The sequence below is a fragment of the Streptomyces barkulensis genome (assembly GCF_002843305.1).
Lineage (GTDB): Bacteria > Actinomycetota > Actinomycetes > Streptomycetales > Streptomycetaceae > Streptomyces > Streptomyces barkulensis.
The window spans coordinates 157,556-182,297 of the sequence record NZ_PGSG01000090.1; the positions used below are offsets into that span (position 1 = coordinate 157,556).

Genomic DNA, 24,742 nt, shown 5'->3' on the forward strand with positions numbered 1-24,742 from the left:
CCGGCCGCGTACGGAGCCGGGAGTCTGCCCGTACTCTGTACGGGTTGTGGTGGAGCACCGAGGAAGGCGTACGGCGAAGATGGCGGAGCACGAGACCGGGCAGCGGGTGGACGACGAGGGGTTCGTCGTCGACACGGAGGACTGCGAGGAGCGCGAGCGGACCCACCGCGAGCGCGGCACCGCCCGTCCGATCACCGTCGTCGGCAACCCGGTGCTGCACCGGGAGTGCCGGGACGTCACCGAGTTCGACGGCGAACTGGCCAAGCTGGTCGACGACATGTTCGCCAGCCAGCGCGCGGCGGAGGGCGTCGGCCTGGCCGCCAACCAGATCGGTGTCGACCTGAAGGTCTTCGTCTACGACTGCCCGGACGACGAGGGCGTGCGGCACGTCGGCGTCGTCTGCAACCCCGTGCTGGAGGAACTGCCCGCCGAGCGGCGGGTGCTGGACGACTCGGGCGAGGGCTGTCTGTCGGTGCCGGGCGCGTACGCCTCACTCGCGCGCCCCGACTACGCCGTCGTGCGCGGGCAGGACGCCGAGGGCAGGCCGATCACGGTGCGCGGCACCGGGTACTTCGCGCGCTGCCTGCAGCACGAGACGGACCACCTCTACGGCCGCCTCTACATCGACCGCCTCTCCAAGCGCGAACGCAAGGACGTGCTGCGGCAGATGGCCGAGAACACCCCGCGCTACGAGACGGTGCCCAACGACTGAGCGGTGCGGTTCCCGGGCCCGCGGGCCGGTGGTGAACGTCGTGTGACGGTGGGCGGGCCTCCAGTGGCCCGCCCATTGGCATTTCCGGAAGGATGTTGACGCGGGTAGACATCCTCCGCCACTCTCAAAGTCCCCACTGTTCCAACACGGAGGCACCATGCTCAGAGGCACCGTCCGTCTCATCCTCAGTGTTGTCATGCTCGCGGCAGCAGCACTGGTCGGCACGGTCACCACCGCGGGCACCGCCCAGGCCGACACCTGCTACACCTGGAACCGCACCCTCTCCCAGGGCGCGTCCGGCTCGGACGTCGCCCAACTCCAGATCCGCATGTCCGGCTATCCCGGTTACGGCAACGTACTCGCCATCGACGGCTCCTACGGCCCGGCCACCGCCGCCGCCGTCAAGCGGTTCCAGGCCGCGTACGGCCTGTCGGCCGACGGCGTCGCCGGCCCGCAGACCTTCAGCAAGATCTACGCCCTCCAGGACGCCGACTGCACCCCGGCCCACTTCTCCTACTCCGAGCTGAACAGGTGCAACTCCACCTGGAGCGGCGGCGCGGTGAGCGCGGCGACCGCCAAGCGCAACGCCCTGATCTCCATGTGGAAGCTGGAGGCGATGCGCCACGCCCTGGGCGACGCGCCGATCCGGGTGACCAGCGGCTTCCGCTCCTACTCCTGCAACAGCGCGGTGGGCGGCTCCTCCAACAGCCGCCACCTCTACGGTGACGGCGTCGACCTCGGCGCCGGCTCGCACACCCTGTGCAGGATGGCGAAGCAGGCCCGCTACCACGGCTTCCGGGGCATCCTCGGCCCGGGCTACCCCGGCCACAACGACCACACCCACGTCGACCACCGCTCCAGCCGCTTCTGGTCGGCGTCCAGCTGCGGCATCTGACCGCGCCCGCCCCCTTTCGGAGCGCATCCGGAGCGCATCCGGAACGCACCCGGAGCGCACCTTCCCCCAACGGCGCCTGCCCCCGGAAAGCCCCGCACGGGACTTTCCGGGGGCACGCGTCCGACCGGAGGCGGGAGATCAGAAGTCGTCGTCGAAGGAGACCGAGCCCTCGACCGCGACCTGATAGGCCGAGGCGCGGCGCTCGAAGAAGTTGGTCAGCTCCTGGACGTTCTGCAACTCCATGAAGGAGAACGGGTTGCGGGCGCCGTAGCGGGCGGGGAAGCCCAGCCGGACCAGCCGCTGGTCCGCCACGCACCGCAGGTACTCGCGCATCGACTCGGTGTTCATCCCCGGCAGGCCCTCGCCGCACAGGTCCCGGGCGAACCGCAGCTCGGCCTCGACGGCCTCCTCCAGCATCTCCTCGATCTGCCGCCGCAACTCGTCGTCGAACAGCTCCGGTTCCTCCTGCCGGACGGTGTCCACCACGTCGAAGGCGAACGACATGTGCATCGACTCGTCGCGGAAGACCCAGTTGGTACCGGTGGCCAGCCCGTGCAGCAGACCGCGGGAGCGGAACCAGTAGACGTAGGCGAAGGCGCCGTAGAAGAACAGGCCCTCGATGCACGCCGCGAAGCAGATCAGGTTCAGCAGGAAGCGGCGGCGGTCGGCCCGGCTCTCCAGCCGGTCGGTCCTCTCGATCTCGTCGATCCACTTGAAGCAGAACCGCGCCTTCTCCCGGATGGAGTCGATGTTCTCCACCGCGTCGAAGGCGGCGGCGCGCTCGTCCGGGTCGGGCAGATAGGTGTCCAGCAGGGTCAGGTAGAACTGGACGTGCACGGCCTCCTCGAACAGCTGCCGCGACAGATACAGCCGCGCCTCGGGCGAGTTGATGTGCTTGTACAGCGTCAGCACCAGGTTGTTGGCCACGATCGAGTCGCCGGTGGCGAAGAAGGCGACCAGCCGCCCGATCAGGTGCTGCTCTCCCGGGGAGAGCTTCGCCAGATCGGCCACGTCGGAGTGGAGGTCCACCTCCTCCACCGTCCAGGTGTTCCTGATCGCGTCCCGGTACCGCTCGTAGAAGGCCGGGTAGCGCATCGGCCGCAGGGTGAGCTCGAAGCCCGGGTCCAGCAGGTTCCGGGGGCGGTCGGCGAAGGGTCCGGCGGCGGGGGTCTCGGGGGTGGTGGCGGTCACTGGCATGCCTCGCAGGACTCGGGGTTCTCCAGGGAGCAGGCGGCGCCGGCGGCCGGCGCTGCCTGCTCCACGGAAACGGGTACGGGGGTGGGGGAGGTGGGGGCGGGAACGGCCGCGGAGGCGCCGCCCGCGGCTCGTGCGATACGGGTCGCGGGACGCGAGCGCAGGTAGTACGTGGTCTTCAGACCGCGCTTCCAGGCGTAGGCGTACATCGAGCTGAGCCGGCCGATGGTCGGCGACGCCATGAACAGGTTGAGCGACTGGCTCTGGTCCAGGAACGGGGTGCGGTCCGCGGCCATGTCGATCAGGGCGCGCTGCGGGATCTCCCAGGCCGTGCGGTACAGCGCGCGGATCTCCTCCGGGATCCAGGGCAGTTCCGCGACCGAGCCGCTGGACTCGCGCAGCGCCTCGCGGGTGCGCTCGTCCCACAGACCCAGCCGCTTGAGGTCCGCCACCAGACAGGGATTCACCTGGAGGAACTCGCCGCTGAGCGTCTCGCGCTTGAAGAGGTTGGAGACCTGCGGTTCCACGCACTCGTAGACACCCGCGATCGAGGCGATCGTCGCGGTCGGCGCGACGGCCAGCAGCAGGGAGTTGCGCAGGCCCGCGGCGGCGATCCGCTCCCGCAGCGCGGCCCAGCGCTCCGGCCAGGTGATCTCCGCCTGCGGGTAGTGGTCGACGTGGAGCACCCCGCGGGCGGCGCGGGTCGCGGACCAGGCCGGGTGCGGGCCGTGCCGCTCGGCGAGGCCGGCGGACGCCTCGTAGGCGGCGAGCATGATCCGCTCGGAGATCCGGGTGGACAGCCGCCGGGCCTCGGGGGAGTCGAAGGGCAGGCGCAGCCGGAAGAACACGTCCTGCAGGCCCATCAGCCCCAGACCCACCGGACGCCAGCGGGAGTTGGAGGCGGCGGCCTGCCCGGTCGGGTAGTAGTTGACGTCCACCACGCGGTCGAGGAAGAGCACGGCGGTGCGGACGGTGGCGTCCAGCCGCTCCCAGTCCAGCTCCTCACCGGGGCGCGGGTCCCCGTCGGCGCCGGCGCGCAGATGGGCGGCGAGGTTGACCGAGCCCAGGTTGCACACGGCCGTCTCGCCGTCGTCGGTGACCTCCAGGATCTCGGTGCAGAGGTTGGACGAGTGGACGACGCTGCCCGGCTCGGCGGTCTGGTTGGCCGTGCGGTTGGCGGTGTCCTTGAACGTCATCCAGCCGTTGCCGGTCTGGGCGAGGGTGCGCATCATCCGGGCGTAGAGGGTGCGGGCCGCAACCGTCCGCACCGCCAGCCCGGCCGCCTCCGCCCGGCGGTAGGCGGCGTCGAACTCCTCGCCCCACAGGTCCACCAGCTCGGGGACGTCGGACGGGGAGAACAGCGACCAGTCGGCGTCCGACTCGACCCGGCGCATGAACTCGTCCGGGATCCAGTGGGCGATGTTGAGGTTGTGGGTGCGGCGGGCGTCCTCGCCGGTGTTGTCGCGCAGTTCGAGGAACTCCTCGACGTCGGCGTGCCAGGTCTCCAGGTACACGCAGGCCGCACCCTTGCGGCGGCCGCCCTGGTTGACGGCCGCGACCGAGGCGTCCAGGGTCTTGAGGAACGGCACGATGCCGCCGGAGTGGCCGTTGGTGCCGCGGATCAGCGAACCGCGCGAGCGGACCCGGGAGAAGGGCAGCCCGATGCCGCCGGCGTGCTTGGACAGCCGCGCGACCTGGTGGTAGCGCTCGTAGAGCGAGTCCAGCTCGTCCCGGGGGGAGTCCAGCAGATAGCAGGAGGACATCTGGGGGTGCCGGGTGCCGGAGTTGAACAGGGTGGGGGAGGAGGGGAGATAGGACAGCGTGCCGGTGAGCCGGTACAGCTCGGCGACCTCCTCCAGCGCCCGCTCGGAGGAGTCGGCGGCCAGCCCGCAGGCCACACGCAGCAGGAAGTACTGCGGGGTCTCGATCACGGCGCGGGTCACCGGGTGGCGCAGCAGATAGCGGGAGTGGACCGTGCGCAGCCCGAAGTAGCCGAAACGGTCGTCGGCGCCGCCGGCGAGGGCTTCCTCGGCCAGCGCGTCGAGCCGCCGCGCGTGCTCGGCGACGAAGCCGGCCGTGCGGTCGGCGATCAGCCCCTGCCGGTGGCCGACCGCCACCGACGCGGAGAAGGACACCGCGCCCTGCCCGGCCGCCTCCCGGCGGATCGCCGGAGCGAGCAGCCGCGCCGCGAGCCGCGAGTACTCGGGCTCCTCGGCGATGAGGCCGGCCGCGGCCTCGGTCGCCAGGGAGAGCAGCCGGGCCTCGTCCGCGCCGGGGTGGCGCCCGCGCAGCGCGGCGGCGGCGACCCGCCCGGGGTCGGTGGCGGGCAGGTCGGAGGCGAGCTCGGTCAGGGTGCGCAGCAGCGCCGCGCCCGGGCGGTCGTCCTGTGGTGCGCGGGCCGGTGCGGAGGCCGGCGTACAGGCCGTGGCGGGCTCCGCTGATGAGATGGTCACTCGGTGCTCTCCCTCGTGGGCCGGCGGCCCCGGAGGGAGGAGGAGCAGGCGCGTACGGGCACACCCGGCCGGAGGAGGGCGCACCGCTCGCGTCCGCCGGCCCAACCCACGAGGCCCGGACGTGTCAATGAACACCGTCGGCAGGTCCTCGGACTCGCGGCGGACGGCCCTGACCGTGCGAACGACACGGGGGCAGCCCGCCGCACACCGTTGCGGGACAGCTCCGGACTCACACCGGATTCCCCTGCGGCGACAGCGAGATGAGCATACATCTAGTGCCGCTCCGGCGAAGTGACCCCAGATGTTGTGTTGGAGGGCTTCTCAGGCGGAGTGCCGCACCACGGCCCGGCGCCCTGTGCTCACCTCAGGTCCAGGGCGAAGGTCAGCAGGGGGACGTCCTTGACGGGACGCCAGTCGCGGTCGGGGGTGCGGACGAACCCCAGTCGCCCGTAGAGGCGGTGGGCGGTGTGCATCATGGGATGGCTGGAGAGCGTCAGCCGCTCCAGGCCCAGCGCGCGGGCCCGGTCCACGCACTCGCGCACCAGGGTCTCGCCCACGCCCCGGCCGCGTGCCCCGGGGCGCACCGCCAGCATCCGGAACTCCCCCTCGCCGGGGCGTGCGATCTCCGCGTACTCGCCGCCGTGCACCGCGAAGGTGACGGTGCCCAGAACCTCCTCGGCCCCGTCGTCCCCGGGGCCCGCGGCCACCAGCAGTTCGGCGTGCCCGGCCCGGCGCCGGGCGTCGCGCAGCACGGCGAGGTACGGGTCCCGCGCGCCGAGGTCCAGCAGTCCGTCCCCGAGGTACGCCCCGGCCGTCAGCTCCCCGACGGCCTCGAACTCGTGCGGGCGCGCGGCCCTGATGGTGATGTCCATGGCGGTCATCATGCGGCATCCCGGCCGTGGTGGTGCAATGGCTCTGCGCAGGCGTGACGACCGGGGGAGGGCCGGGAGAGAGCCGGGGCTTTTCCGCGGTCCGGGCCGGTGGCCGGCCCTCCGCTCACCGCCCCCGGCCGGGGCGCTGGAGGCGGGCGACGAACTTGTAGCGGTCGCCGCGGTAGACCGAGCGCACCCATTCCACCGGCTCGCCCTCGGTGTCGCGCGAGTACCGGGAGAGCATCAGCATCGGCAGGCCGACGTCCGTGCCCAGCAGGCCCGCCTCGCGCGGGGTGGCCAGGGAGGTCTCGATGGTCTCCTCCGCCTCGGCGAGATGGACGTCGTACACCTCGGCCAGGGCCGTGTAGAGGGAGGAGTACTTCACCAGACTGCGGCGCAGGGCCGGGAAGCGCTTCTGCGACAGATGCGTGGTCTCGATGGCCATCGGCTCGCCGCTGGCCAGCCGCAGCCGCTCGATGCGCAGGACGCGGCCCCCGGAGGGGATGTCCAGGAGCCCGGCGAGCCGGTCGTCGGCGGTGACGTAGCCGATGTCCAGCAGCTGGGAGGTGGGCTCCAGCCCCTGGGCGCGCATGTCCTCGGTGTAGGAGGTGAGCTGGAGCGCCTGGGCGACCTTGGGCTTGGCCACGAAGGTTCCCTTGCCCTGGATGCGCTCCAGCCGTCCCTCGACCACCAGCTCCTGGAGTGCCTGGCGCACGGTGGTGCGGGAGGTGTCGAACTCGCCGGCCAGTGTCCGCTCCGGCGGGACCGGAGTGCCCGGGGGCATCGTCTCGGTCATCTCCAGCAGATGGCGCTTGAGCCGGTAGTACTTGGGCACGCGCGCGGTGCGTCCGGCGGCGCCGCCCCCGGCGGAGCGGGTGCCCGCCCCGGCAGTGGTGTCCGTGGCCCCGTCGCCCTCCATCGCGCGCCTTTCCGAGTCGTGTCGTGACTTCTCCAGTGCCGTCACCGGCTTCCTCCGTACGTAGCGGATCACATCGTGGCACGGCCGCCGTCCCCGGGGGCGTCCCGGCTCAGATGTCGGTCCGGTAACGGATGCGACCGCGAGCTTTATACACCGTTGACAGCGATATAGGTCTAGGCCAAGCTGCGGGCACTGGTCTAAACCACTATAGGCCAGCCCAGCCCCACGGGCCGTACTCGTCGCATGTCGACGCACCCCGGCGCCCGCCACGCACGGTACGGCAGACGCGGCCATCCGGCGGGAGCGGAGATCTCGGACGGCGGGCGGGGGGACTTCTGGCATCCCGAAGGAGAAGCACGTGAAGCACAAGCTCGTAGCGGCGATCGGTGCCGCGGCGATGATGACCGGCCTCGTCGCCTGCGGCGGGGACGGTGGGGACAACTCCTCCAAGGCCCCCGAGGAGCGTGACGAGACGCTCACCGTCTGGCTGATGAACGACGCCCAGAGCACCTGGCCCGAGCTGGTCAAGGACGTCAACGCCCAGTTCAAGAAGAAGTACCCCAAGGTCAAGGTCAAGGTCCAGTACCAGCAGTGGGGCGACAAGGCCAAGAAGCTCGACACCGCGCTGGGCGGCGACAAGTTCCCCGACGTGGTCGAGCTCGGCAACACCGAGACCATGACCTACATCCTCAACGGGGCCCTCGCCGAGATCGATCCGGAGAAGTACGACAACTCCGACACCTGGATCCAGGGCCTGAAGGACACCTGCACCTTCGAGGGCAAGCTCTACTGCGTCCCCTACTACGCCGGGGCGCGCGTGGCGATCTTCAACCAGGAGATGTTCGACAAGGGCGCGGGCACCAAGGAGCTTCCGCAGACCGAGGACGAGCTGAAGAAGGCGCTGGACGAGGTCGCCGACGAGTACGGCGACGACAAGGCCTTCTCCCCCCTCTACCTGCCCGGCCGCTACTGGTACGCCGCCATGTCCTACGTCGCCGCGTACGACGGCCGGATCGCCGAGTACGACGAGGGCAAGGGCGAGTGGAAGGCCACCCTGAGCACCCCCGAGGCGCGCAAGGGCATCGAGCACTTCATCAACCTGGTCAACGAGTACAACAACGGTGACCGGACCAAGGACGAGCAGGACCACGCCAACGTCATGGCGAACAAGAAGGCCGCCCTGATCTACGGCAACGGCTGGGAGGCCGGCTCCGTCTTCGGGGGCGAGAACGGCAACCCCGAGCTGGAGGGCAAGATCGCCACCGCCGGCATGCCCGGCCCCAACGGCAAGGCCCTGCCGTCCTTCATCGGCGGCTCCGACCTCGCGGTGATCCAGAAGTCGGAGGCGAAGGACCTCGCCGAGGAGTGGATCTCGCTGTTCACCAGCGAGAAGTCGATGGAGGTCCTGGCCTCCAAGAACATCCTGCCGAACAACACCAAGCAGCTCGAACCGCTGAAGGAGAAGCCGGAGACCGCTCCGATCGCCAACGCGGTACCGGACGCCTGGTTCACCCCGATCGCCCCCGGCTGGACCGCGATCGAGAGCCAGAACGTGCTGGAGAACATGCTGCTGGACATCCTCAAGGGCACCTCGGTGGCCGACGCCACCGAGAAGGCCGACGAGGAGATCGACAAGCTGATCAACAACGAGGTCTGAGCCGCGGCCGGGGGCCCGCACCCCCCGGCCGTCCCTGCGGCAGGCGGGAGCCGCGATCCTCGGCTCCCGCCTGCCGCACCCCTTCGGTGAAGAGAACGAACGGAAGGCCAGCACCGTGACCGCCGCCGACACCAAAGCCGCCGACCCGCCGGCAGCCCCACCGCAGAAGCCGGGGAAGGTCGCCCCCGGGCCGTCAGGGGGCGGAGTGCGCCCCAGCCGGAAACCGCGCCCCAAGCTGCCGTACCTGCTGATCGCCCCGGCGATCGTGGCGATCGGCGCGGTCTTCGGCTACCCGCTGGTCGAGACCGTGATCATGTCCTTCCAGGACATGCGCCGCGCGCATCTGTGGGGCGGCACCACGCCGCCGTGGGTGGGGTTCGAGCAGTTCACCAACATCCTGGGCGACCCGGAGTTCTGGTGGGTCGCCTTCCGTACCGTGCTCTTCATGGTCGTCTGTGTGGTGGCGACCATGGGGCTGGGACTGCTGACCGCCCTGCTGATGCAGCGGCTGTCCACCTGGGTGCGGCTGCTGCTCACCGGCGCCCTGGTCGCGGCCTGGTCGATGCCACTGCTGGTGGCGACCTCGATCTTCCGGTGGCTCTCCGACTCCGACTACGGCGTGGTCAACAGCACGCTGAGCAAGATCCCCGGCCTGGACTTCCAGGGCCACAACTGGTTCCTCGACCCCTGGCAGGGATTCACCGTCATCGGCGCGGTGGTGGTCTGGGGAGCGATCCCGTTCGTGGTGGTCACCCTCTACGCCGCGCTCACCCAGGTGCCCAGGGAACTGGAGGAGGCCGCGCAGCTCGACGGCGCCGGAGTGATCGGGGTCTTCCGCAACGTCACCTTCCCGGTGATCAAGCCGGTCTTCCAGATGGTGGCCACCCTCTCGGTGATCTGGGACTTCAACGTCTTCGGCCAGATCTTCCTGATGCGCGGCAACAAGCCGGAACCCGAGTACGAGCTGCTGGGCCTTTACTCGTTCAGCAAGGCGTTCGACAGCGCCTCGTTCAGCCAGGGCACCGCCATCGCCCTCATCACCGTGCTGCTGCTCTCCGGTGTGGCCGTGTACTACCTGCGTCAGCTCATGAAGACAGGAGAGGTCGAGTGAGCACCTCCGTAACCTCCACCACGCCCGCCAAGGCACCCGAGGCCGCCACCAGCGGTACGGGCGTCTACGAGCTGCGCCCCGACCGCAAGAAGCACCGCCTGGCCTACAACGTGCTGGGGCTGGGAATCTTCGTGGTGATGGCCTTCCCGGTCTACTGGCTTCTCGTCAGCGCCTTCCGGCCGAACCACGAGATCCGCAGCTACGACCAGACGCTGTGGCCCAGCTCGTTCACCGTCGACAACTTCGTCCGGGCCACCGAGGCCCCGAACTTCTGGACCGCGATCCAGAGCAGCCTGATCATCTGCGTCACCTCGGTCGCCGGCGCCATGCTGATCGGGACCATCGCCGCCTTCGCCATCGGGCGTTTCGACTTCTACGGCCGCAAGCCGTTCATGACGGTCCTCATCCTGGTGCAGCTGCTGCCGCCCACGGCGATGCTCATCCCCATCTACATCCAGCTCAACAACATAGGCGCGCTCAACGAGTACTGGGGCGTGATCATCGTCTACCTGGTCTCCGTCCTGCCCTTCACCACCTGGATGATCCGCGGCTTCGTGATCAACGTGCCCAAGGAGCTGGAGGAGTCCGCGATGGTGGACGGCTGCACCCGGATGGGCGCGTTCTGGCGGGTCATCTTCCCGCTGGTCGCCCCGGGGCTGGCCGCGGCGTCCATCTTCGCCCTCATCACCGCCTGGAACGAGTACCTGTTCGCGTACATCCTCCTGCAGGACAACGAGAAGTACACGCTCAACGTGTGGCTGATGAACTTCACCACCGACCGCGGCACGGACTACGGCGCGCTGATGGCCGCCTCCGTCCTCATCTCCATCCCCGTGGTGGTCTTCTTCATGATCGTCCAGAAGAAGATGGCGGCGGGGCTCACCTCCGGCGCAGTGAAGGGATGACGTCGCCCATGACGACTCTCACCGGCACCACCGGCAGCACCCTGGTCCGCGACGCACTGGCCGTACTCCAGCCGGGCTTCACCGGCACCACCGCACCCGACTGGCTGCTGCGCCGCCTGGACGAGGGGCTCGCGGCGGTGGGCCTGTTCGGCCGCAACATCACATCCCCCGCGCAGCTGGCCGCGCTCACCGCCCAGCTGCGCGGTGTCCGCCCCGACGTGCTGGTGGCCATCGACGAGGAGGGCGGCGACGTCACCCGGCTGGAGGCGCGCACGGGCTCGTCCTTCCCCGGCAACCACGCCCTGGGCACGGTCGACGACACCGCGCTGACCCGCGCCGTCGCCCGCGAACTGGGGCGCGGGCTCGCCGAGTGCGGGGTCAACCTCAACTGGGCGCCCTCGGCCGACGTCAACTCCAACCCCGACAACCCGGTCATCGGCGTCCGCTCCTTCGGCTCCACACCGGATCTGGTGGCCCGGCACACCGCCGCCTGGGTCGAGGGGCTGCAGTCCGCCGGAGTCGCCGCCTGTACCAAGCACTTCCCCGGGCACGGCGACACCTCGGTCGACTCCCACCACGCCCTGCCGCGCATCGACGCGGACCCGGCCACGCTCGCGGAGCGCGAGCTGGTCCCGTTCCGGGCGGCGGTCGACGCGGGCAGCAAGTGCGTGATGAGTGCGCACATCCTGCTGCCCGCCCTGGACCCGGCGCTTCCGGCGACGCTCAGCCCGGCCGCCCTGACCGGCCTGCTGCGCGCGCCCCGCGGCGAGGGCGGGCTCGGCTTCGAGGGCCTGATCGTCACCGACGGCATGGAGATGCGGGCCATCGCGGCGACCTACGGCATCGAGCGCGGCAGCGTACTGGCCGTCGCCGCGGGCGCGGACGCCCTGTGCGTCGGCGGCGGACTGGCCGACGAGGAGACCGTGCTGCGCCTGCGCGACGCCCTGGTACGGGCCGTGACCGAGGGCGAACTGTCCGAGGAGCGGCTGGCCGAGGCGGCCGACCGGGTCCGTGCCCTGGCCCGCTGGACCGCCGAGGCGTCAACCCGCGCCGGGGGAGTGGTGCCCTTCGAGCCCGGGGTCGGGCTGGAGGCCGCCCGCCGCGCGCTGAAGGTCACCGTCCGGCAGGACCACACCCCCCTGACCGGGCCGCCGTACGTCGCCGCCTTCACCCCCGTGGCCAACATCGCCGTCGGCGACGAGACGCCCTGGGGGCTGGCCGCCGAACTGGCCGAGCTGCTCCCGGGCACCGCGACCGGCTCCTGGAGCCGGTCGCGGGCCGAACGGGCCGGGCAGGGAGGACCGGCCGCACAGGTGCTGGAGGAGGCGGCCGGCCGCAGGATCGTCGCGGTGGTGCGCGATGTCCACCGGCACCCCTGGATGGCGAACGCCCTGGACGCCCTGCTCGCCGCCCGGCCGGACACGGTGGTGGTGGAGATGGGCCTGCCCCAGGCACCGCCCCGCGGAGCACTCCACATCGCGACCCACGGGGCCGCCCGCGTCTGCGGACAGGCGGCCGCGGAGGTCATCGCCGGCCGGGAGACCGACGGCTGAGTCCGCTCCCCCCACGACAGCCGGGCCCGCGCCTCCCCTGACCCGCGGGCCCGGCCACCGTCGTGTTCGCCTTCCGTACGCACGCCGCGGGGCCGGACAGGACACGGCGGGAGGCAGGGGCAGACGGCGGGAGACGGGGGACGCGGCGGAAGGCCCCCCCCGGGGGTGGCACCGGAAAGCCCGGAGGATCCGGGGAGGCTGCTCAGGACACCCGCGGGCCGCGGCGCCGGGACGGGACCCTCAACCCGTCCGGCACCGCAGCCCGGAGCGATCGGAGACCCGGCGCAGTCAGGGCAGAGAGCGCCCGGTCTCGTTCCACCCTCCTGTGCGGGGAGGGCGGAAGCCCGCCGCCATTGTGGACTGGACCACAGGCCCGTGTCCACGCCTTGAACGCACCACCGGTTCGCCGGGGCGGCTGCCGTCAATTCTTGCGCACGACGGCGCGTATGCACAGACGTACGACCGGATCGGTCGCCGGTTAGGCTCACACCGTGCCCTCCATGAACGACCTCGTACGCCAGCACACCGCCCTCAGCGACTCCGACCTGGAGTGGCTGCACCTGCTGGTCTCCGAGTGGCAGCTGCTGTCCGACCTCTCCTTCGCCGACCTGGTGCTGTGGGTCCCGACCCGGGACGGCACGCGCTACGTCTCCGTGGCGCAGATGCGCCCCAACACCGGGCCCACCTCCTACCAGGACGACATGGTCGGCCATCTCGTGCCCAGAGGACGCCGGCCGCTGCTGGACGCCGCCCTGGACGAGGGACGGATCGTCCGCGAGGGCGACCCCGAGTGGCGCGAGGAGGTGCCGGTGCGGGTGGAGTCCATCCCCGTACGCCGTGAGGGCCGTGTCCTGGGCGTCATCGCCCGCAACACCAACCTGCTGACGGTGCGCACGCCCAGCCGGCTGGAGCTGACCTATCTGCAGAGCGCCTCGGATCTGGCACAGATGATCGCCGCGGGATCGTTTCCCTTTCCCGATCAGCAGGTCGACATGGACGCCTCCCCGCGGGTCGGCGACGGACTGATCCGGCTCGGCGCCGACGGCGCCGTCCAGTACGCCAGCCCCAACGCGCTCTCCGCCTACCACCGGCTGGGCCTGGCCGCCGATCTGGTCGGACTGCACCTGGGCCGGGCCACCGCCGAACTGGCGCCCTCCCGGGGCCCGGTGGACGAGTCGCTGGTCAAGCTCGCCAGCGGCTGGGCGCCGCGCGAGACCGAGATCGAGGGCAACGGCTGCGTCGTCCAGTTGCGGGCCATCCCGCTCAAACCGAAGGGGGTGCGCATCGGTTCGCTCATACTGCTGCGCGACGTCACCGAACTGCGCCGCAGGGAGCGGGAACTGATCACCAAGGACGCCACCATCCGGGAGATCCACCACCGGGTGAAGAACAACCTCCAGACCGTCGCCGCCCTGCTGCGGCTCCAGGCCCGGCGGATCGGCGCGGGCACCGGCGGCACCGCGCGGGAGGCGCTGGAGGAGGCCGTCCGCCGGGTCGGCTCGATCGCGATCGTCCACGAGACGCTCTCCCAGACACTGGACGAGCGCGTGGAGTTCGACGAGATAGCCGACCGGGTGCTGGCGATGGTGGCCGAGATCTCCCCGGGCATGGTCACCGGGCGGCGCACGGGCCGCTTCGGCGTGCTGGCGGCCGAGGTGGCCACCCCGCTGTCCATGGTGCTCACGGAGGTGCTGCAGAACGCCCTGGAGCACGGTTTCCGGCCGGGGGAGCGGGGCACGGTCGAGGTCGCCGCCGTCCGCGGCACGGGCGCCGACCGCGGGGAGGGGCGGCTGCTGGTCACCGTGCAGGACGACGGGCGCGGTCTGCCGGAGGACTTCGACGTGCGCACCGCCGGGAACCTGGGGCTGCAGATCGTGAGGACGCTGGTGGAGGGGGAGTTGGAGGGAGGCTTCGACATGCTCCCGGCCCCCGGGGGCGGTACCCGGGTGGTCCTGGACATCCCCGTGGAGCCGGAGAGGCGCTGACGCCCGCCCGGCGGGGGCTCGGTGCTGTGCGGGGTCCGGCGCCGGGCGGCGGTGCCGGACCCCGCACGGCGCCGAGCCCCGGACCGTGGGCACGGTCCGGGGCTCGGTGTCGTCGTTGCGGTGCGCACTGTGGGCACTGCGTGCTGCGGCTCGGGGGCAGCAGGTGGCGGGGTGGGCGTCAGGCAGTGGCCTTGCGCGCCCGGTTGCGGGCGGCGCGGCGCTTCATCGCGCGGCGCTCGTCCTCACTGAGGCCACCCCAGACACCGGAGTCCTGGCCGGACTCCAGGGCCCACTGCAGGCACTGCTCCATCACGGGGCAGCGGCGGCAGACGGCCTTGGCTTCCTCGATCTGCAGCAGCGCAGGACCGGTGTTGCCGATCGGGAAGAAGAGCTCGGGGTCTTCCTCGCGGCAAACGGCGTTGTGACGCCAGTCCATGGCTGCTCCATCTCCTACGCGTTGCGGTAATTGCTTGTGAATGTGAACGCTTTCACGAATCCCTCCACAAGGGAAGGGGCATCGCCCGGCTTCGCCGGGAGTGTCCCGAGGGATGAGGAGGTGGATTCGGGGCTCTCAAGGGGGTCGGCGTCGACCGTCCCGATCGCCATGAAGAGACTCGCAAACCTCGGCGGCGGATACAACCCCTTCCGGAAAGTTTTTTTTGATTCCTTGGTGTCGACTAGGTCACAGCCGTACTTCCAGGGGGTGGAACCTGGCCTAAACGTTCGAGTGAAAGGACTTTCACCACATCCACTTACACAATCACACGCAGTGCACGGCGTACGCCTGTGAACGTCACGCTCGTACGCAGTCCCAGGTGGTCGCCGTCCATCTGAAACGGCAATGGCACCTGCGATTCCAAGGTGAAGTCGGTCAGGTCGTGGAGCGAGACCGTGTGCTTGCCGTGCGGGCCGCGCTCGGGCGAGGAGGTCAGCAGCTGGGTGCCGTAGCGGGTCACCGCGGAGGGGGTGAGCCGGGTCAGTCCGAGCACGTCGAGGGCGGTGTCGAAGGAGGCGCGGGGGGCCGCGTACACCGGGCGGTTGCCCAGATAGGTCCAGGGCGCGGTGTTGCAGACTATGGACAGCGCCAGCTCCTCGACCGGCTTCTCGCCGGGCCGCCGCAGGGTGATCGTTCCGTGGCGGCGGTAGGGGTCGCCCAGGAACTGCCGTACCACCTGGCGCACGTAGAGGGCGTGCGTCGAGCGCCTGCCGCCCTCGCGCTTCTGTTCGACCCGCCCCACCACACCCGCGTCGAAGCCGAGGCCCGCGCAGAAGGTGAACCATCGGGGCGGCACCTCCGCGTCCTCCGTCCCCGGCGTACCGGCCGCCAGGCCCAGGCCCACCGTGCGCTCGCCGCCGGAGTTCAGCGCGTCCAGCAGTGCGCCCGTCGCCTCCACCGCGTCGTTGGGCAGCCCCAGGGCGCGGGCGAAGACGTTGGTCGAACCGCCCGGCACGACGGCGAGGCGGGGGAGGGCGTCGGGGGCGGGGCCGGCGTGCAGCAGCCCGTTGACGACCTCGTTGACCGTGCCGTCGCCGCCGAGCACGATGACCAGCTCGATCTCCCCGCGCTGGACCGCCTGCCGCCCCAGATCGCGCGCGTGCCCCCGGTACTCGGTGGTGGCGACCTCCAGCTTGAGGTCGCTCGCCAGGGCGTGGATGAGTACGTCGCGGGTGCGGGCACTGGTGGTGGTGGCTGCCGGGTTGACCACGAGGAGCGCGCGCATGGTGTGCAGCGTACCCAGCCGTTCGCGGCCGAGACGGGCGGCCCCGGGGCGGGCGGCCCCGAGACGGACGGCCCGGAACCGCAGTGGACGGACGGCGGTCCGGCAGGCCCCGCTACCCTGGCGGTGTGACCACGGAAGCATCCTCCGCAGACGGCCCCCGCACCCCCGAGTCCCCCCGGCCCGGGCGGATCACCGCCGCGGCCGCCGTGGTGGCGGCACAGGGAGTGGTGGTCGCCGGCCTGGGGGTGACCATGCTGGTCATGCTGCTGACCGGCAGCCGGGCCGACGACACGGTGCAGGCCCTCACCGGAGCCGTGACCGTGCTGGCACTGGCGGTGCTGCCACTGGCCGCCGCACGGGGACTGTGGCTGCGGCGGCGGTGGAGCCGGGGGCCGGCGGTGATCGTCCAGCTGATGGCGCTTCCGGTGGGCTGGCAGATGGCGCAGAACGGCGGTGTGTGGCTCGCGGCCGGGGCGGCCATCGCGCTCACCGCGCTGGCCGTGCTGGGCTCCCTGATGAGCCCGGCGGCCGCCGGGGCACTGGGCATCGGCCCGCACGAGCCCCGGGACGCCTGACCGGACCGGCAGGCGCCCTGCTCCAGGGCTGCCCCCGAGGCTGCCCAGGGGTTCTCCGCCCCCGCTACTCCTCGATCAGCAGCCGGTCGCGCAGCTGGGCCAGGGTGCGGGCCAGCAGGCGTGAGACGTGCATCTGCGAGATGCCGACCTCCTGGGCGATCTGCGACTGGGTCATGTTGCCGAAGAAGCGCAGCAGCAGGATCTTCTTCTCGCGCGGCGGCAGCTCCTCCAGCAGCGGCTTGAGCGACTCCCGGTACTCCACGCCCTCCAGGGCGTCGTCCTCCGCGCCCAGGGTGTCCGCGACGGCCGGGGACTCGTCGTCGGTGTCCGGGACGTCCAGGGAGAGCGTGCTGTAGGCGTTCGCCGACTCCAGGCCCTCCAGAACCTCCTCCTCGGAGATCGACAGCCGCTCGGCCAGTTCGTGGACGGTCGGGGCGCGGCCGTGCTGCTGGGACAGCTCGGCGGTGGCCGTGGTCAGCGACAGCCGCAGCTCCTGGAGCCGGCGGGGCACCCGCACCGCCCAGCCCTTGTCGCGGAAGTGCCGCTTGATCTCGCCGACGACCGTGGGGGTGGCGTAGGTGGAGAACTCCACGCCGCGCTCCGGGTCGAAGCGGTCCACCGACTTGATCAGGCCGATCGTGGCGACCTGCGTCAGGTCGTCCAGCGGCTCTCCGCGGTTGCGGAAGCGCCGCGCCAGATGCTCCACCAGCGGCAGGTGCATCCGCACCAGGGCGTCGCGCAACTCGGCGCGCTCCGGGGAGCCCGCCGGGAGGCCGCGCAGTCTGACGAACAGGTCCCGCGCGCCGCTGCGGTCCTGGGGATCCGGCTGGCGGTGCACATAGGCGGCCTTCTCGCCGACCCCTTCGTCCTCGCGCATGTCGTGCTGCTGGTCCTCCATGGCAACCGCCCGCTCCGCCCGCTGATCAGGTTCGACCGGGTGGGGCCGGGCGTACTGCTCGGGAATGACCGGGCCCGCCGCCTTCTCGTGGCGGCCCGTCCGCGTTTCGCTCTCCAGGTCGTTCACACCGACCCCCTTGTCCCGTACCGGCCCGTGTGTGCCGGTCACGGCGCCCCTGGGCCGGCGCCGCGCTTCTTGTGCAGGCTGATGCTGACCGTGCGGTCCTCGGCCACGGCCGAGTCGACCTCGCCCGCCAGTGCGGAGAGCACCGTCCAGGCGAAGGTGTCGCGCTCGGGGGCGCGGCCGTCCGTGGTGGGTGCGGAGACCGTCACCCACAAAGAGTCCCCGACGAGGTTGAAGACGCAGCTCAGTACGCTGCCGGGGACCGCTTGCTGGAGCAGGATGGCGCACGCCTCGTCGACGGCGATGCGCAGATCCTCGATCTCGTCGAGGGTGAAGTCCAAGCGGGCCGCGAGACCGGCGGTGGCGGTACGCAGAACCGAAAGGTAGGCGCCCGCAGCGGGCAGCCGGACCTCGACGAAGTCCTGCGTCCCGGGCTCGCCTGCGATCTGGGACACCCTCACCTCCAAGGTGGCACAAGCTGGTGGCTGCCGTGTACGCCCGCCCGGCGACCCCGTCACGACGGGGCAACAGGTCAACGGACGGGCGCGGCAGATCGTTCGACTGCGACGCTATCGCGATCCGGGGCATGCTGTCGCCCGGGCCGAGGAGGCACCCTTCCTGCGGTAGTCACCCATAGTAAACACATGGGCACTGTCCGTGGCTAGGGGTCTGCGATACCCAATTCATCTCCGCTCACGCCGGGTTCACAGCGTCGCGGGGCCGCGGTTTGTTCCCGGCGGCCCCGGGGATCCCGGTGCCGGCCCGGCCGCCGGTTCGGCACCGGGCGGCTCGTGGAAACCGATGGCGGGCTCGTTCCAGTTCACTACCCACCACCGGAGGCGTTCGTAACTCCGCCCGGCGCGGACGCGCGCGAGTTCGGCCGGACCGGGCTCGGCCGGACCGGGCACGGGGACTGACCGGTGACCACGGCGGCCACCGCCGTTCCCCGGGGGAAGGCGCCCTCGCCGGCCAGGGCCGCCAGGCCGTACAGCGTCTTGGCGACGTACACGCGGTCCAGGTCCGGCAGTCCGTGCCGGGCGGCGAAGCCCCGGGCGAAGGACTCCAGCGCGTCGGTGGTGCGGGCGAAGCCGCCGCAGTGGAAGCGGTCCTCCACACTCCACGCGCCGCGGCGTCCGCCGAAGGCGGCCCGCTGGAGCCGCTCCACCTCCCCGGCGAGGAAGCCGCCGCGCAGGGCGGCGAAGCCGATCGCGCGCTGCCCGTCGGCGAGTCCGGCGGCGAGCCCGGCGAGGGTGCCGCCCGTGCCGCAGGCGACGGCCACCACGTCCGCCGCGCCGCGCAGTTCCCGGCCCAGCTCCGCGGCGCCCCGCACGGCCTCGGCGTTGCTGCCGCCCTCCGGTATGAGGCGGAACGGGCCGAAGCGGTCGCGCAGCGCGGCCGTCCACTCGGGGTCGTCCCTGCGGCGGTAGTCCGCCCGTGTCACGAAGTGCAGCCGCATGCCGTCGGCGGCGCAGCGGGCCAGGGAGTCGTTGAGGGGCCGGCCGGCGAGTTCCTCGCCCCGTACGACTCCGATCGTCGACAGGCCCAGCAGGCGCCCGGCGGCGGCGGTGGCGCGCAGATGGTTGGAGTAGGCCCCGCCGAAGGTCAGCAGCGTGTGCTCGCCGGCCCGTGCGGCGGCGCGCAGATTGGGCACGAGCTTGCGCCACTTGTTGCCGACGAGGTCCGGGTGGATCAGGTCGTCGCGTTTGAGCAGCAGCCGGACGCCGTGGCGCGAGAAGTGTTCGTCGGCGGCCTCGGTCAGGGGGGAGGGCAGGCGCGGTGCGAGGGACTCCAGGGACTCCAGGGGCTTCAAGTGCTCCAGGGTCTTCGGGGGCGTCTGTGACGCGGGGGACCCCTGGGGGGCGGACGGGGGAGGCGGTGCGCTGCTCACCCCGCCATTGTCACGCCGGTGTGGCACCCCGTGTCACCGGTCGGCCGGCACGGCGGGACGCCCGTGCGGAGGCAGCCGGGACCGCGGCCGCCGCACGGGCGTCGCCGAGGCCGCCGCGCGCCGGCAGGGGATTGCGTTCGTGACGGCATATGCCCGCCGGAAGGCGCGGAGCCGGAACCTCCGGGGGTGTGTTGGGGTACGGCCCGCCGCGTGGAAGGGCGCGCCCGGCACGGGGGCGAGAGGGCGAGGACTTCGCCGCCTCTTCGAGAGCGGTTGTGAGATCGGTCATACGACGCATCGGACTTTTCCTTCCCCAACGCACTCCGGGGTGAAGGCCGGCGGCCCAGGGGGCGGAAGGAGGCCGAGGTCGACGACGCGGTGGGCGGAAAGGGGAGGGTGTCGGACGGGGGTGCTCCGGTGCACCGTCATCGCAGGTGACCCGTATGCCTTCGCGAACGCCGCGACCCGTGCCGTATGAAAGCGCTTTTCCCGGGCACATGGGTGTATGCCCCGGTCGACGGAAGCTCGCTGTCGCGCCTCCCCCGGGCCAGGGCTGATACGAGGTGGCTGCGCACCTCTGAGCCGTCTGTTGTCAAGTTTTCTTGACCTGGGCTATACAGATGGACGGAGGGCATTGCACTCAGTGCCGCACCGCCGACTGCCCCGCGCTCCTGGCGGGGCAGCGGGCGACGGCCCGTGCCGACCACCTCACCGGTACCAGTCAGTACGGAAGGGGAGATGGATCATGCGGTGGAGCGAGTTCGTGGCGCAGGTACGCGAGCGGGGGCAGTACCCGACGGCCAAGGAGGCGGAGCGCGTCTCCCGGATCGTGCTCTCGGCGCTCGGCGGCCATCTCACCGGTGCCGAGCGCACGGAACTGGCCGTCCGCCTTCCGCAGGAGGGCATGCGTGTGCTGACCGACCAGCTCAAGGTGGTCAAGCCGCTCAGCGGCGCGCAGTTCGTCGACAGCGTCGCGGCCCGCATCGAGGGCGCGACCCCGGCGACGGCGCGCTGGGACGTCAGCTCGGTGCTGAGCGTGGTCGCCGAACTCGCCGACGAGGAGCTGCTCGACCGGATCATCGACCGGCTGCCGCCCGGCTACGCCCTGCTGTTCGGGCGCGCCCAGCTCGCCCGCAGGACCGGCCAGCTCGTCTGAGAGACGACGACCGGCCGGGCCGGCGGTCCGCCGCTGCGTCCGGGGGCGGGCACGGATCCCGCGAGCCCCCGGACCGTGGGCGGGGTGGCGCCGGGAGGCCTCGGCGGCCAGCATGGCCCGCATGACGGACACAGGGGGACCGGACAGTGGTCGGGGCGGCATGCCCGCCGCGGCGTCGGACAGCCTGCGCGGTCTGGCGCTGGGCGACGGTTTCGGGCAGCGGTGGTTCTTCCGCGAGCCGCCCGAGGCGGCCGCGATGATCCGTGCCCGCCGGATCCCGGACGAGGCGCCATGGCACTGGACCGACGACACCGCCATGGCGCTGTGCGTGGTGCGGGTGCTGCTGCGGGCGCGGGCGGTCGACCCGGAGGCGCTGGCGCGCGAGTTCGCCGCGGCGTACGCGGCCGATCCGGGACGGGGCTACGGCTACGGCATGCACGAACTGCTGCCGCGGCTCGCACTCGACCCGGGCGGCTGGGAGAGCGGGGCGCAGGCGCTCTTCGGCGGCGGAGGCAGCCTCGGCAACGGCGCCGCCATGCGGGCCGCCCCACTGGGCGCCTGGTTCGCGGGGGACCCGGAGCGCGCCGCCGCCGAGGCCGCCGCCTCGGCGGCCGTCACCCATGCCCACCCCGAGGGCATCGCCGGGGCCGTGGCGGTCGCGGTGGCCGCCTCCCTGGCCGCCGGCGGACGCGGCCGCGAGCCGCACAACCCCGGCGACCTGCTCGGCGAGACGGCCGGGGCCACTCCCGGGGGACCGGTGCGCGACGGGCTGCTGGCGGCCGCCGCCCTGCCGGCCGGCACCCCGGCCCACCGCGCCTCGGACATCCTGGGCAACGGGGCGCGCGTCAGGGCCGCGGACACCGTGCCGTTCGCCCTGTGGAGCGCCGCCCACCACCTCGGCGATCTGGTGTCGGCACTGTGGAGCACGGCCGAAGGGCTGGGGGACGTGGACACCACCTGCGCGATCACCGGCGGCGTCGTGGCCGCCCGTACGGGCCTGGAGGCCGTCCCCGCCGCCTGGCGCGAACTGTGCGAACCCCTCCCGGACTGGGTGGACGCGCCGGGGAACGGCGAGACGCCCTGAGCGGGGCCTCACGGACGGGGCAGGGGCCGGTCACTGCAGTTCGCTGAAGCGCTCGGTCTGGCGGGTGTGGCCGGCCACGATGATGGTGTCGCCCTCCTCCACGACGGTGTCGGCGGTGGCGTAGGTGAAGCCCTCACCGGGACGCTTGACGGCGACGACGGTGACGCCGTGGCGGGTGCGCACCCCGCTGTTGCCCAGCGTCAGGCCGATGATGTCCTCCGGAGGGCTGGTCTTGACCATGGCGAAGTCGTCCTCGAACTCGATGTAGTCCAGCATCCGGCCGCGCACCAGATGGGCGACGCGCTGGCCCATGTCGTGTTCGGGGTAGACGACGTGGTGGACACCGAGCTGGGTGAGGATGCGGCCGTGGGGCTCGCTGATGGCCTTGGCCCACACGTTGGGGATGCCGAAGGAGACCAGCAGGGAGGCGGTCAGGATGCTGGCCTCCAGATCGGTGCCGATGCCGACCACGGCCCGCTCGAACTCGTGCACGCCGAGCTGCCGCAGGATCTCCTCCTTGGTGGAGTCGGCGCGTACCACGTGGGTGAGGGAGCCGGACAGGCTCTGTACCACTTCGGCCCGGTGGTCGATGCCCAGGACCTCGGTGTCCTCGTCGGCCAGCTCCATGGCCAGGGCGCTGCCGAAGCGGCCCAGGCCGATGACGACCACGGAGTCGCGGCGGGCCTCGCGGCGACGCGCCTCGCGGCGGCGGGGCCTGGCACCGCGCCCCTGGTCCGGTGCCGCCTTCTTGCTCGATGCGGGGTGCTTAGCCAATGACGGGTCGCTCCTCGGGCAGGTCGTACATGCGGACGCGGGGGCGCAGGGCGAGCGCGGAGGCCACCGTGATCGGGCCCAGGCGGCCGATGAACATCAGCACCACCAGCAGGACCTGCTCGGTCGAGGGCAGGTCCGCGGTGATACCGGTGGACAGCCCCACGGTGGCGAAGGCGGAGGTGACCTCGAACAGGGACCGGTCGAGGTTGATGTCGGTGAAGACCATGAACACGATCGTGGAGGCGGCCACGGCGGCCACCGACAGAAGCACCACGGTGAGCGCCTGCCGCTGGACGTCGCCGTGCAGACGGCGGTTGAAGATGTTGACCGCGCCCTCGCCGCGGACTTCGGCGTATATAACGAAGAACAGTACGGCGAAGGTCGTGATCTTGATACCGCCGGCCGTTCCCGCGCTGGATCCCCCGACGAACATCAGTACGTCCGTGACCAGCCAGCTGGCGGGATTCATCTGCCCGACGTCGAGGCTGTTGAAGCCGGCGGTGCGCGGCATCGCGCCGCCCTGGAAGAAGCCGGCCAGCAGCTTCCCCGGCACGTCCAGCGGTCCGAGAGTTGCGGGGTTGGACCATTCCAAGGCCGTGATGAACACGGTGCCGCCCGCCAGGAAGATCCCGGTGCCCCACAGCACGATCTTGGTGTGCAGCGACCAGGCGCGCGGTCGGCGCAGGCGGCGGCGCAGCTCGAACAGCACGGGGAAGCCCAGTCCGCCGGCGATGACGGCGAAGGCGATGGGCAGGCAGATCCACGGATCGGTGACGAAACCCATCAGACTGTCGGTGTAGAGGGCGAAACCGGCGTTGTTGAACGCGGAGACCGCGTGGAAGACGCCCAGCCACACCGCCCGCGGCCACGGCTCGTCGTAGCCCAGGGCGAACCGCAGGGTCAGCGCCAGGGCGGTGACCGCCTCCAGCACCAGGCTGACCTTGACCACCCCGGCCACGACGGAGCGCACCTCGCCCAGCCCCAGAGTCTTGGTCTCCGCCGCGGCCGTGAGACGGGCGCGCAGCCCGAGGCGGCGGGAGACCAGCACCACCAGCAGGGACGCGAAGGTCATGATCCCGAAGCCGCCGACCTGGATCAGCGCGAGGATCACCGCCTCGCCGAAGCCGGTCCAGTAGACCGGGGTGTCCACCACCACCAGCCCGGTCACGCAGACCGCCGAAGTGGCGGTGAACAGGGCCTCCAGCACGCTCGCGCCGCCGGGGCCTTCTCTGGCCACGGGCAGCATCAGCAGCACCGTCCCGACCAGGACGGCCGCGGCGAAGCCGGACACGACGACCTGGGCCGGATGCCGGAACCGCAGCCGGTGCCAACCCAGGCGGGCTACCACAGCGCTCCCGTTCCACCACAGGAACGGCTCTCGCTCGTATGCACCAGAAGACGATAGCTACTCCGGCGCCGGGACTCGTGCCAGGGGCGCGGCTTGCCTACAGTGCTGCCCATGACACCTGTCCTCCGGTCGGTGCCGGAGCTGCCCACGACAGTCACCGGGGGGCCGGTGCGCCTCCTCGCCCACCGGGTGCGCGCCGCCGGCCGCACCGGTGCTCGGATGTGATCGGGTGAAGGGACCCCTCTTCGACAGCGGTGTCCGCAGGATCATCGCCGCCCTGGCCGTCGCCGCCGTTGTCCTGGTCACCGTGGGCTTCGTCCTGGAGATGGTCTGGCTCCTCGGCATCGGCGCGTGGTTCCTGATCACGGCGGGCCTGCTGGAGATGATCTACCGCCCCTGAGGCCGCACCCCTGCTCCGGCCGGCTGCCGGGGCCGGGGGGCGGGCGGAGCCCACTCCCGTGCCGGTGGACCCAGGTCCTGCGGGTGCGCTCGGCGCGCAGTCCGTGGTCGAGTTCGTCATTGACGGAGACCTCAGCGTGCGCCGGGTACGGCACGTTGTCGGAGCGGGGTCCCTCAAGCGGTCGGCAGGAGGTGGTGGCTGCGGCCGGTCGAGCCTCGTCACGAGAACGGTACCCATGCCGACGGGGCTACGGAGTGGATCCTGCCCGGGCAACCGCTTCGGCAGGGACAGCGCCGGCGAACTCATCCGCTCCTGGGCGTCCTGCGACCAGTGGTGGTTGTCGCGCTGCCGGCTGTGGCGGAGGCGGACCCGCGTCCGTCTGAGCCCGGAGAAAGGGCCGCGCCCGGCCCGCGGGTTCCGGGTGGGGAACTGGCGGGCCGGGCGCGGAAGGAAGGACCGGTGGGTCCTGGACGGGCCGGGGACGGGCCCCGGAACCCGGGTCAGGCCTTCTTGGTCTCC

Annotated in this window: 22 protein-coding genes and 1 riboswitch; of the genes, 11 read left to right on the plus strand and 11 right to left on the minus strand. The window is 71.7% G+C overall.

What is annotated here, in order from left to right:
- The first annotated feature begins 79 nt into the window (after positions 1–79).
- Together def and CUT83_RS18500 are read left to right on the plus strand one after the other, a co-directional pair.
- Positions 80–712: a peptide deformylase gene (def, locus tag CUT83_RS18495; protein WP_101256956.1), complete on the plus strand. Its 633-nt coding sequence runs from the start codon at positions 80–82 to the stop codon at positions 710–712.
- A gap of 157 nt (positions 713–869) precedes the next feature.
- A complete protein-coding gene (locus tag CUT83_RS18500) occupies positions 870–1,607 on the plus strand; it encodes a D-Ala-D-Ala carboxypeptidase family metallohydrolase (RefSeq protein ID WP_101256957.1) in 738 nt (245 codons plus the stop codon).
- 138 nt (positions 1,608–1,745) lie between these two features.
- Here the strand turns inward: CUT83_RS18500 and CUT83_RS18505 are convergent, their stop codons facing one another.
- From CUT83_RS18505 to CUT83_RS18520, 4 genes are all read right to left on the minus strand, one after another.
- A complete protein-coding gene (locus CUT83_RS18505) occupies positions 1,746–2,804 on the minus strand; it encodes a ribonucleotide-diphosphate reductase subunit beta (protein WP_101256958.1) in 1,059 nt (352 codons plus the stop codon).
- The gene (locus tag CUT83_RS18510) at positions 2,795–5,254 is read right to left on the minus strand and encodes a ribonucleoside-diphosphate reductase subunit alpha (protein WP_173915102.1); all 2,460 of its coding nucleotides are present in this window, start codon (positions 5,252–5,254) and stop codon (positions 2,795–2,797) included. Before CUT83_RS18510 ends, CUT83_RS18505 begins: the two co-directional genes overlap by 10 nt.
- Positions 5,255–5,376: 122 nt before the next feature.
- Positions 5,377–5,557: riboswitch (cobalamin riboswitch) on the minus strand.
- A gap of 56 nt (positions 5,558–5,613) precedes the next feature.
- The gene (locus CUT83_RS18515; protein WP_101256986.1) at positions 5,614–6,126 is read right to left on the minus strand and encodes a GNAT family N-acetyltransferase; all 513 of its coding nucleotides are present in this window, start codon (positions 6,124–6,126) and stop codon (positions 5,614–5,616) included.
- A 124-nt stretch (positions 6,127–6,250) separates the two neighbouring features.
- Positions 6,251–7,045, minus strand: a complete 795-nt coding sequence (locus tag CUT83_RS18520) for a GntR family transcriptional regulator (protein WP_173915104.1) — start codon at positions 7,043–7,045, stop codon at positions 6,251–6,253.
- A gap of 358 nt (positions 7,046–7,403) precedes the next feature.
- Between CUT83_RS18520 and CUT83_RS18525 the strand changes: the two genes are divergently transcribed.
- From CUT83_RS18525 to CUT83_RS18545, 5 genes are all read left to right on the plus strand, one after another.
- Positions 7,404–8,702: a sugar ABC transporter substrate-binding protein gene (locus CUT83_RS18525; RefSeq protein ID WP_101256959.1), complete on the plus strand. Its 1,299-nt coding sequence runs from the start codon at positions 7,404–7,406 to the stop codon at positions 8,700–8,702.
- A 115-nt stretch (positions 8,703–8,817) separates the two neighbouring features.
- On the plus strand, positions 8,818–9,813 hold the full coding sequence (locus tag CUT83_RS18530; RefSeq protein ID WP_101256960.1) for a carbohydrate ABC transporter permease: 996 nt from the start codon (positions 8,818–8,820) through the stop codon (positions 9,811–9,813).
- A 71-nt stretch (positions 9,814–9,884) separates the two neighbouring features.
- Positions 9,885–10,718: a carbohydrate ABC transporter permease gene (locus CUT83_RS18535; RefSeq protein ID WP_101256987.1), complete on the plus strand. Its 834-nt coding sequence runs from the start codon at positions 9,885–9,887 to the stop codon at positions 10,716–10,718.
- Positions 10,719–10,726: 8 nt separating this feature from the next.
- A complete protein-coding gene (locus CUT83_RS18540) occupies positions 10,727–12,271 on the plus strand; it encodes a glycoside hydrolase family 3 protein (protein ID WP_101256961.1) in 1,545 nt (514 codons plus the stop codon).
- 500 nt (positions 12,272–12,771) lie between these two features.
- The gene (locus tag CUT83_RS18545; RefSeq protein ID WP_101256962.1) at positions 12,772–14,256 is read left to right on the plus strand and encodes a PAS domain-containing sensor histidine kinase; all 1,485 of its coding nucleotides are present in this window, start codon (positions 12,772–12,774) and stop codon (positions 14,254–14,256) included.
- A gap of 178 nt (positions 14,257–14,434) precedes the next feature.
- Here CUT83_RS18545 and CUT83_RS18550 read toward each other — a convergent pair whose 3' ends face one another.
- Both CUT83_RS18550 and CUT83_RS18555 read right to left on the minus strand, forming a co-directional pair.
- Positions 14,435–14,692, minus strand: coding sequence for a WhiB family transcriptional regulator (locus tag CUT83_RS18550; protein WP_028427873.1), 258 nt, complete (start codon positions 14,690–14,692; stop codon positions 14,435–14,437).
- Between the two features lie 316 nt (positions 14,693–15,008).
- Positions 15,009–15,977, minus strand: coding sequence for a diacylglycerol/lipid kinase family protein (locus CUT83_RS18555; protein WP_101256988.1), 969 nt, complete (start codon positions 15,975–15,977; stop codon positions 15,009–15,011).
- Between the two features lie 125 nt (positions 15,978–16,102).
- Here CUT83_RS18555 and CUT83_RS18560 point away from each other — a divergent pair, with 125 nt between their 5' ends.
- Complete coding sequence (locus tag CUT83_RS18560) at positions 16,103–16,552, plus strand: hypothetical protein (RefSeq protein WP_101256963.1); 450 nt, start codon at positions 16,103–16,105, stop codon at positions 16,550–16,552.
- 64 nt (positions 16,553–16,616) lie between these two features.
- Here CUT83_RS18560 and CUT83_RS18565 read toward each other — a convergent pair whose 3' ends face one another.
- From CUT83_RS18565 to CUT83_RS18575, 3 genes are all read right to left on the minus strand, one after another.
- On the minus strand, positions 16,617–17,726 hold the full coding sequence (locus CUT83_RS18565; RefSeq protein WP_420882419.1) for an RNA polymerase sigma factor SigF: 1,110 nt from the start codon (positions 17,724–17,726) through the stop codon (positions 16,617–16,619).
- Positions 17,615–18,028, minus strand: a complete 414-nt coding sequence (locus CUT83_RS18570) for an ATP-binding protein (protein ID WP_093847771.1) — start codon at positions 18,026–18,028, stop codon at positions 17,615–17,617. The genes CUT83_RS18565 and CUT83_RS18570 overlap by 112 nt, the downstream gene beginning before the upstream one ends.
- 368 nt (positions 18,029–18,396) lie before the next feature.
- Positions 18,397–19,392 (minus strand): 1-aminocyclopropane-1-carboxylate deaminase/D-cysteine desulfhydrase, encoded by a 996-nt coding sequence (locus CUT83_RS18575; protein WP_240957938.1) that lies wholly within the window; start codon positions 19,390–19,392, stop codon positions 18,397–18,399.
- An 814-nt stretch (positions 19,393–20,206) separates the two neighbouring features.
- Between CUT83_RS18575 and CUT83_RS18580 the strand changes: the two genes are divergently transcribed.
- Complete coding sequence (locus tag CUT83_RS18580) at positions 20,207–20,617, plus strand: DUF2267 domain-containing protein (protein WP_165869472.1); 411 nt, start codon at positions 20,207–20,209, stop codon at positions 20,615–20,617.
- 121 nt (positions 20,618–20,738) lie between these two features.
- The gene (locus CUT83_RS18585) at positions 20,739–21,701 is read left to right on the plus strand and encodes an ADP-ribosylglycohydrolase family protein (RefSeq protein ID WP_101256965.1); all 963 of its coding nucleotides are present in this window, start codon (positions 20,739–20,741) and stop codon (positions 21,699–21,701) included.
- Between the two features lie 30 nt (positions 21,702–21,731).
- Here the strand turns inward: CUT83_RS18585 and CUT83_RS18590 are convergent, their stop codons facing one another.
- Together CUT83_RS18590 and CUT83_RS18595 are read right to left on the minus strand one after the other, a co-directional pair.
- Entirely contained in the window at positions 21,732–22,475 is a 744-nt protein-coding gene (locus CUT83_RS18590) for a potassium channel family protein (RefSeq protein ID WP_240957920.1), read from the minus strand.
- Positions 22,468–23,823: a TrkH family potassium uptake protein gene (locus CUT83_RS18595; RefSeq protein WP_206282623.1), complete on the minus strand. Its 1,356-nt coding sequence runs from the start codon at positions 23,821–23,823 to the stop codon at positions 22,468–22,470. Before CUT83_RS18595 ends, CUT83_RS18590 begins: the two co-directional genes overlap by 8 nt.
- Positions 23,824–24,052: 229 nt before the next feature.
- On the opposite strand from CUT83_RS18595, the gene CUT83_RS30145 reads away from it, so the two are divergent.
- On the plus strand, positions 24,053–24,223 hold the full coding sequence (locus tag CUT83_RS30145) for a hypothetical protein (RefSeq protein ID WP_158239031.1): 171 nt from the start codon (positions 24,053–24,055) through the stop codon (positions 24,221–24,223).
- The last annotated feature ends 519 nt before the right edge of the window (positions 24,224–24,742 follow it).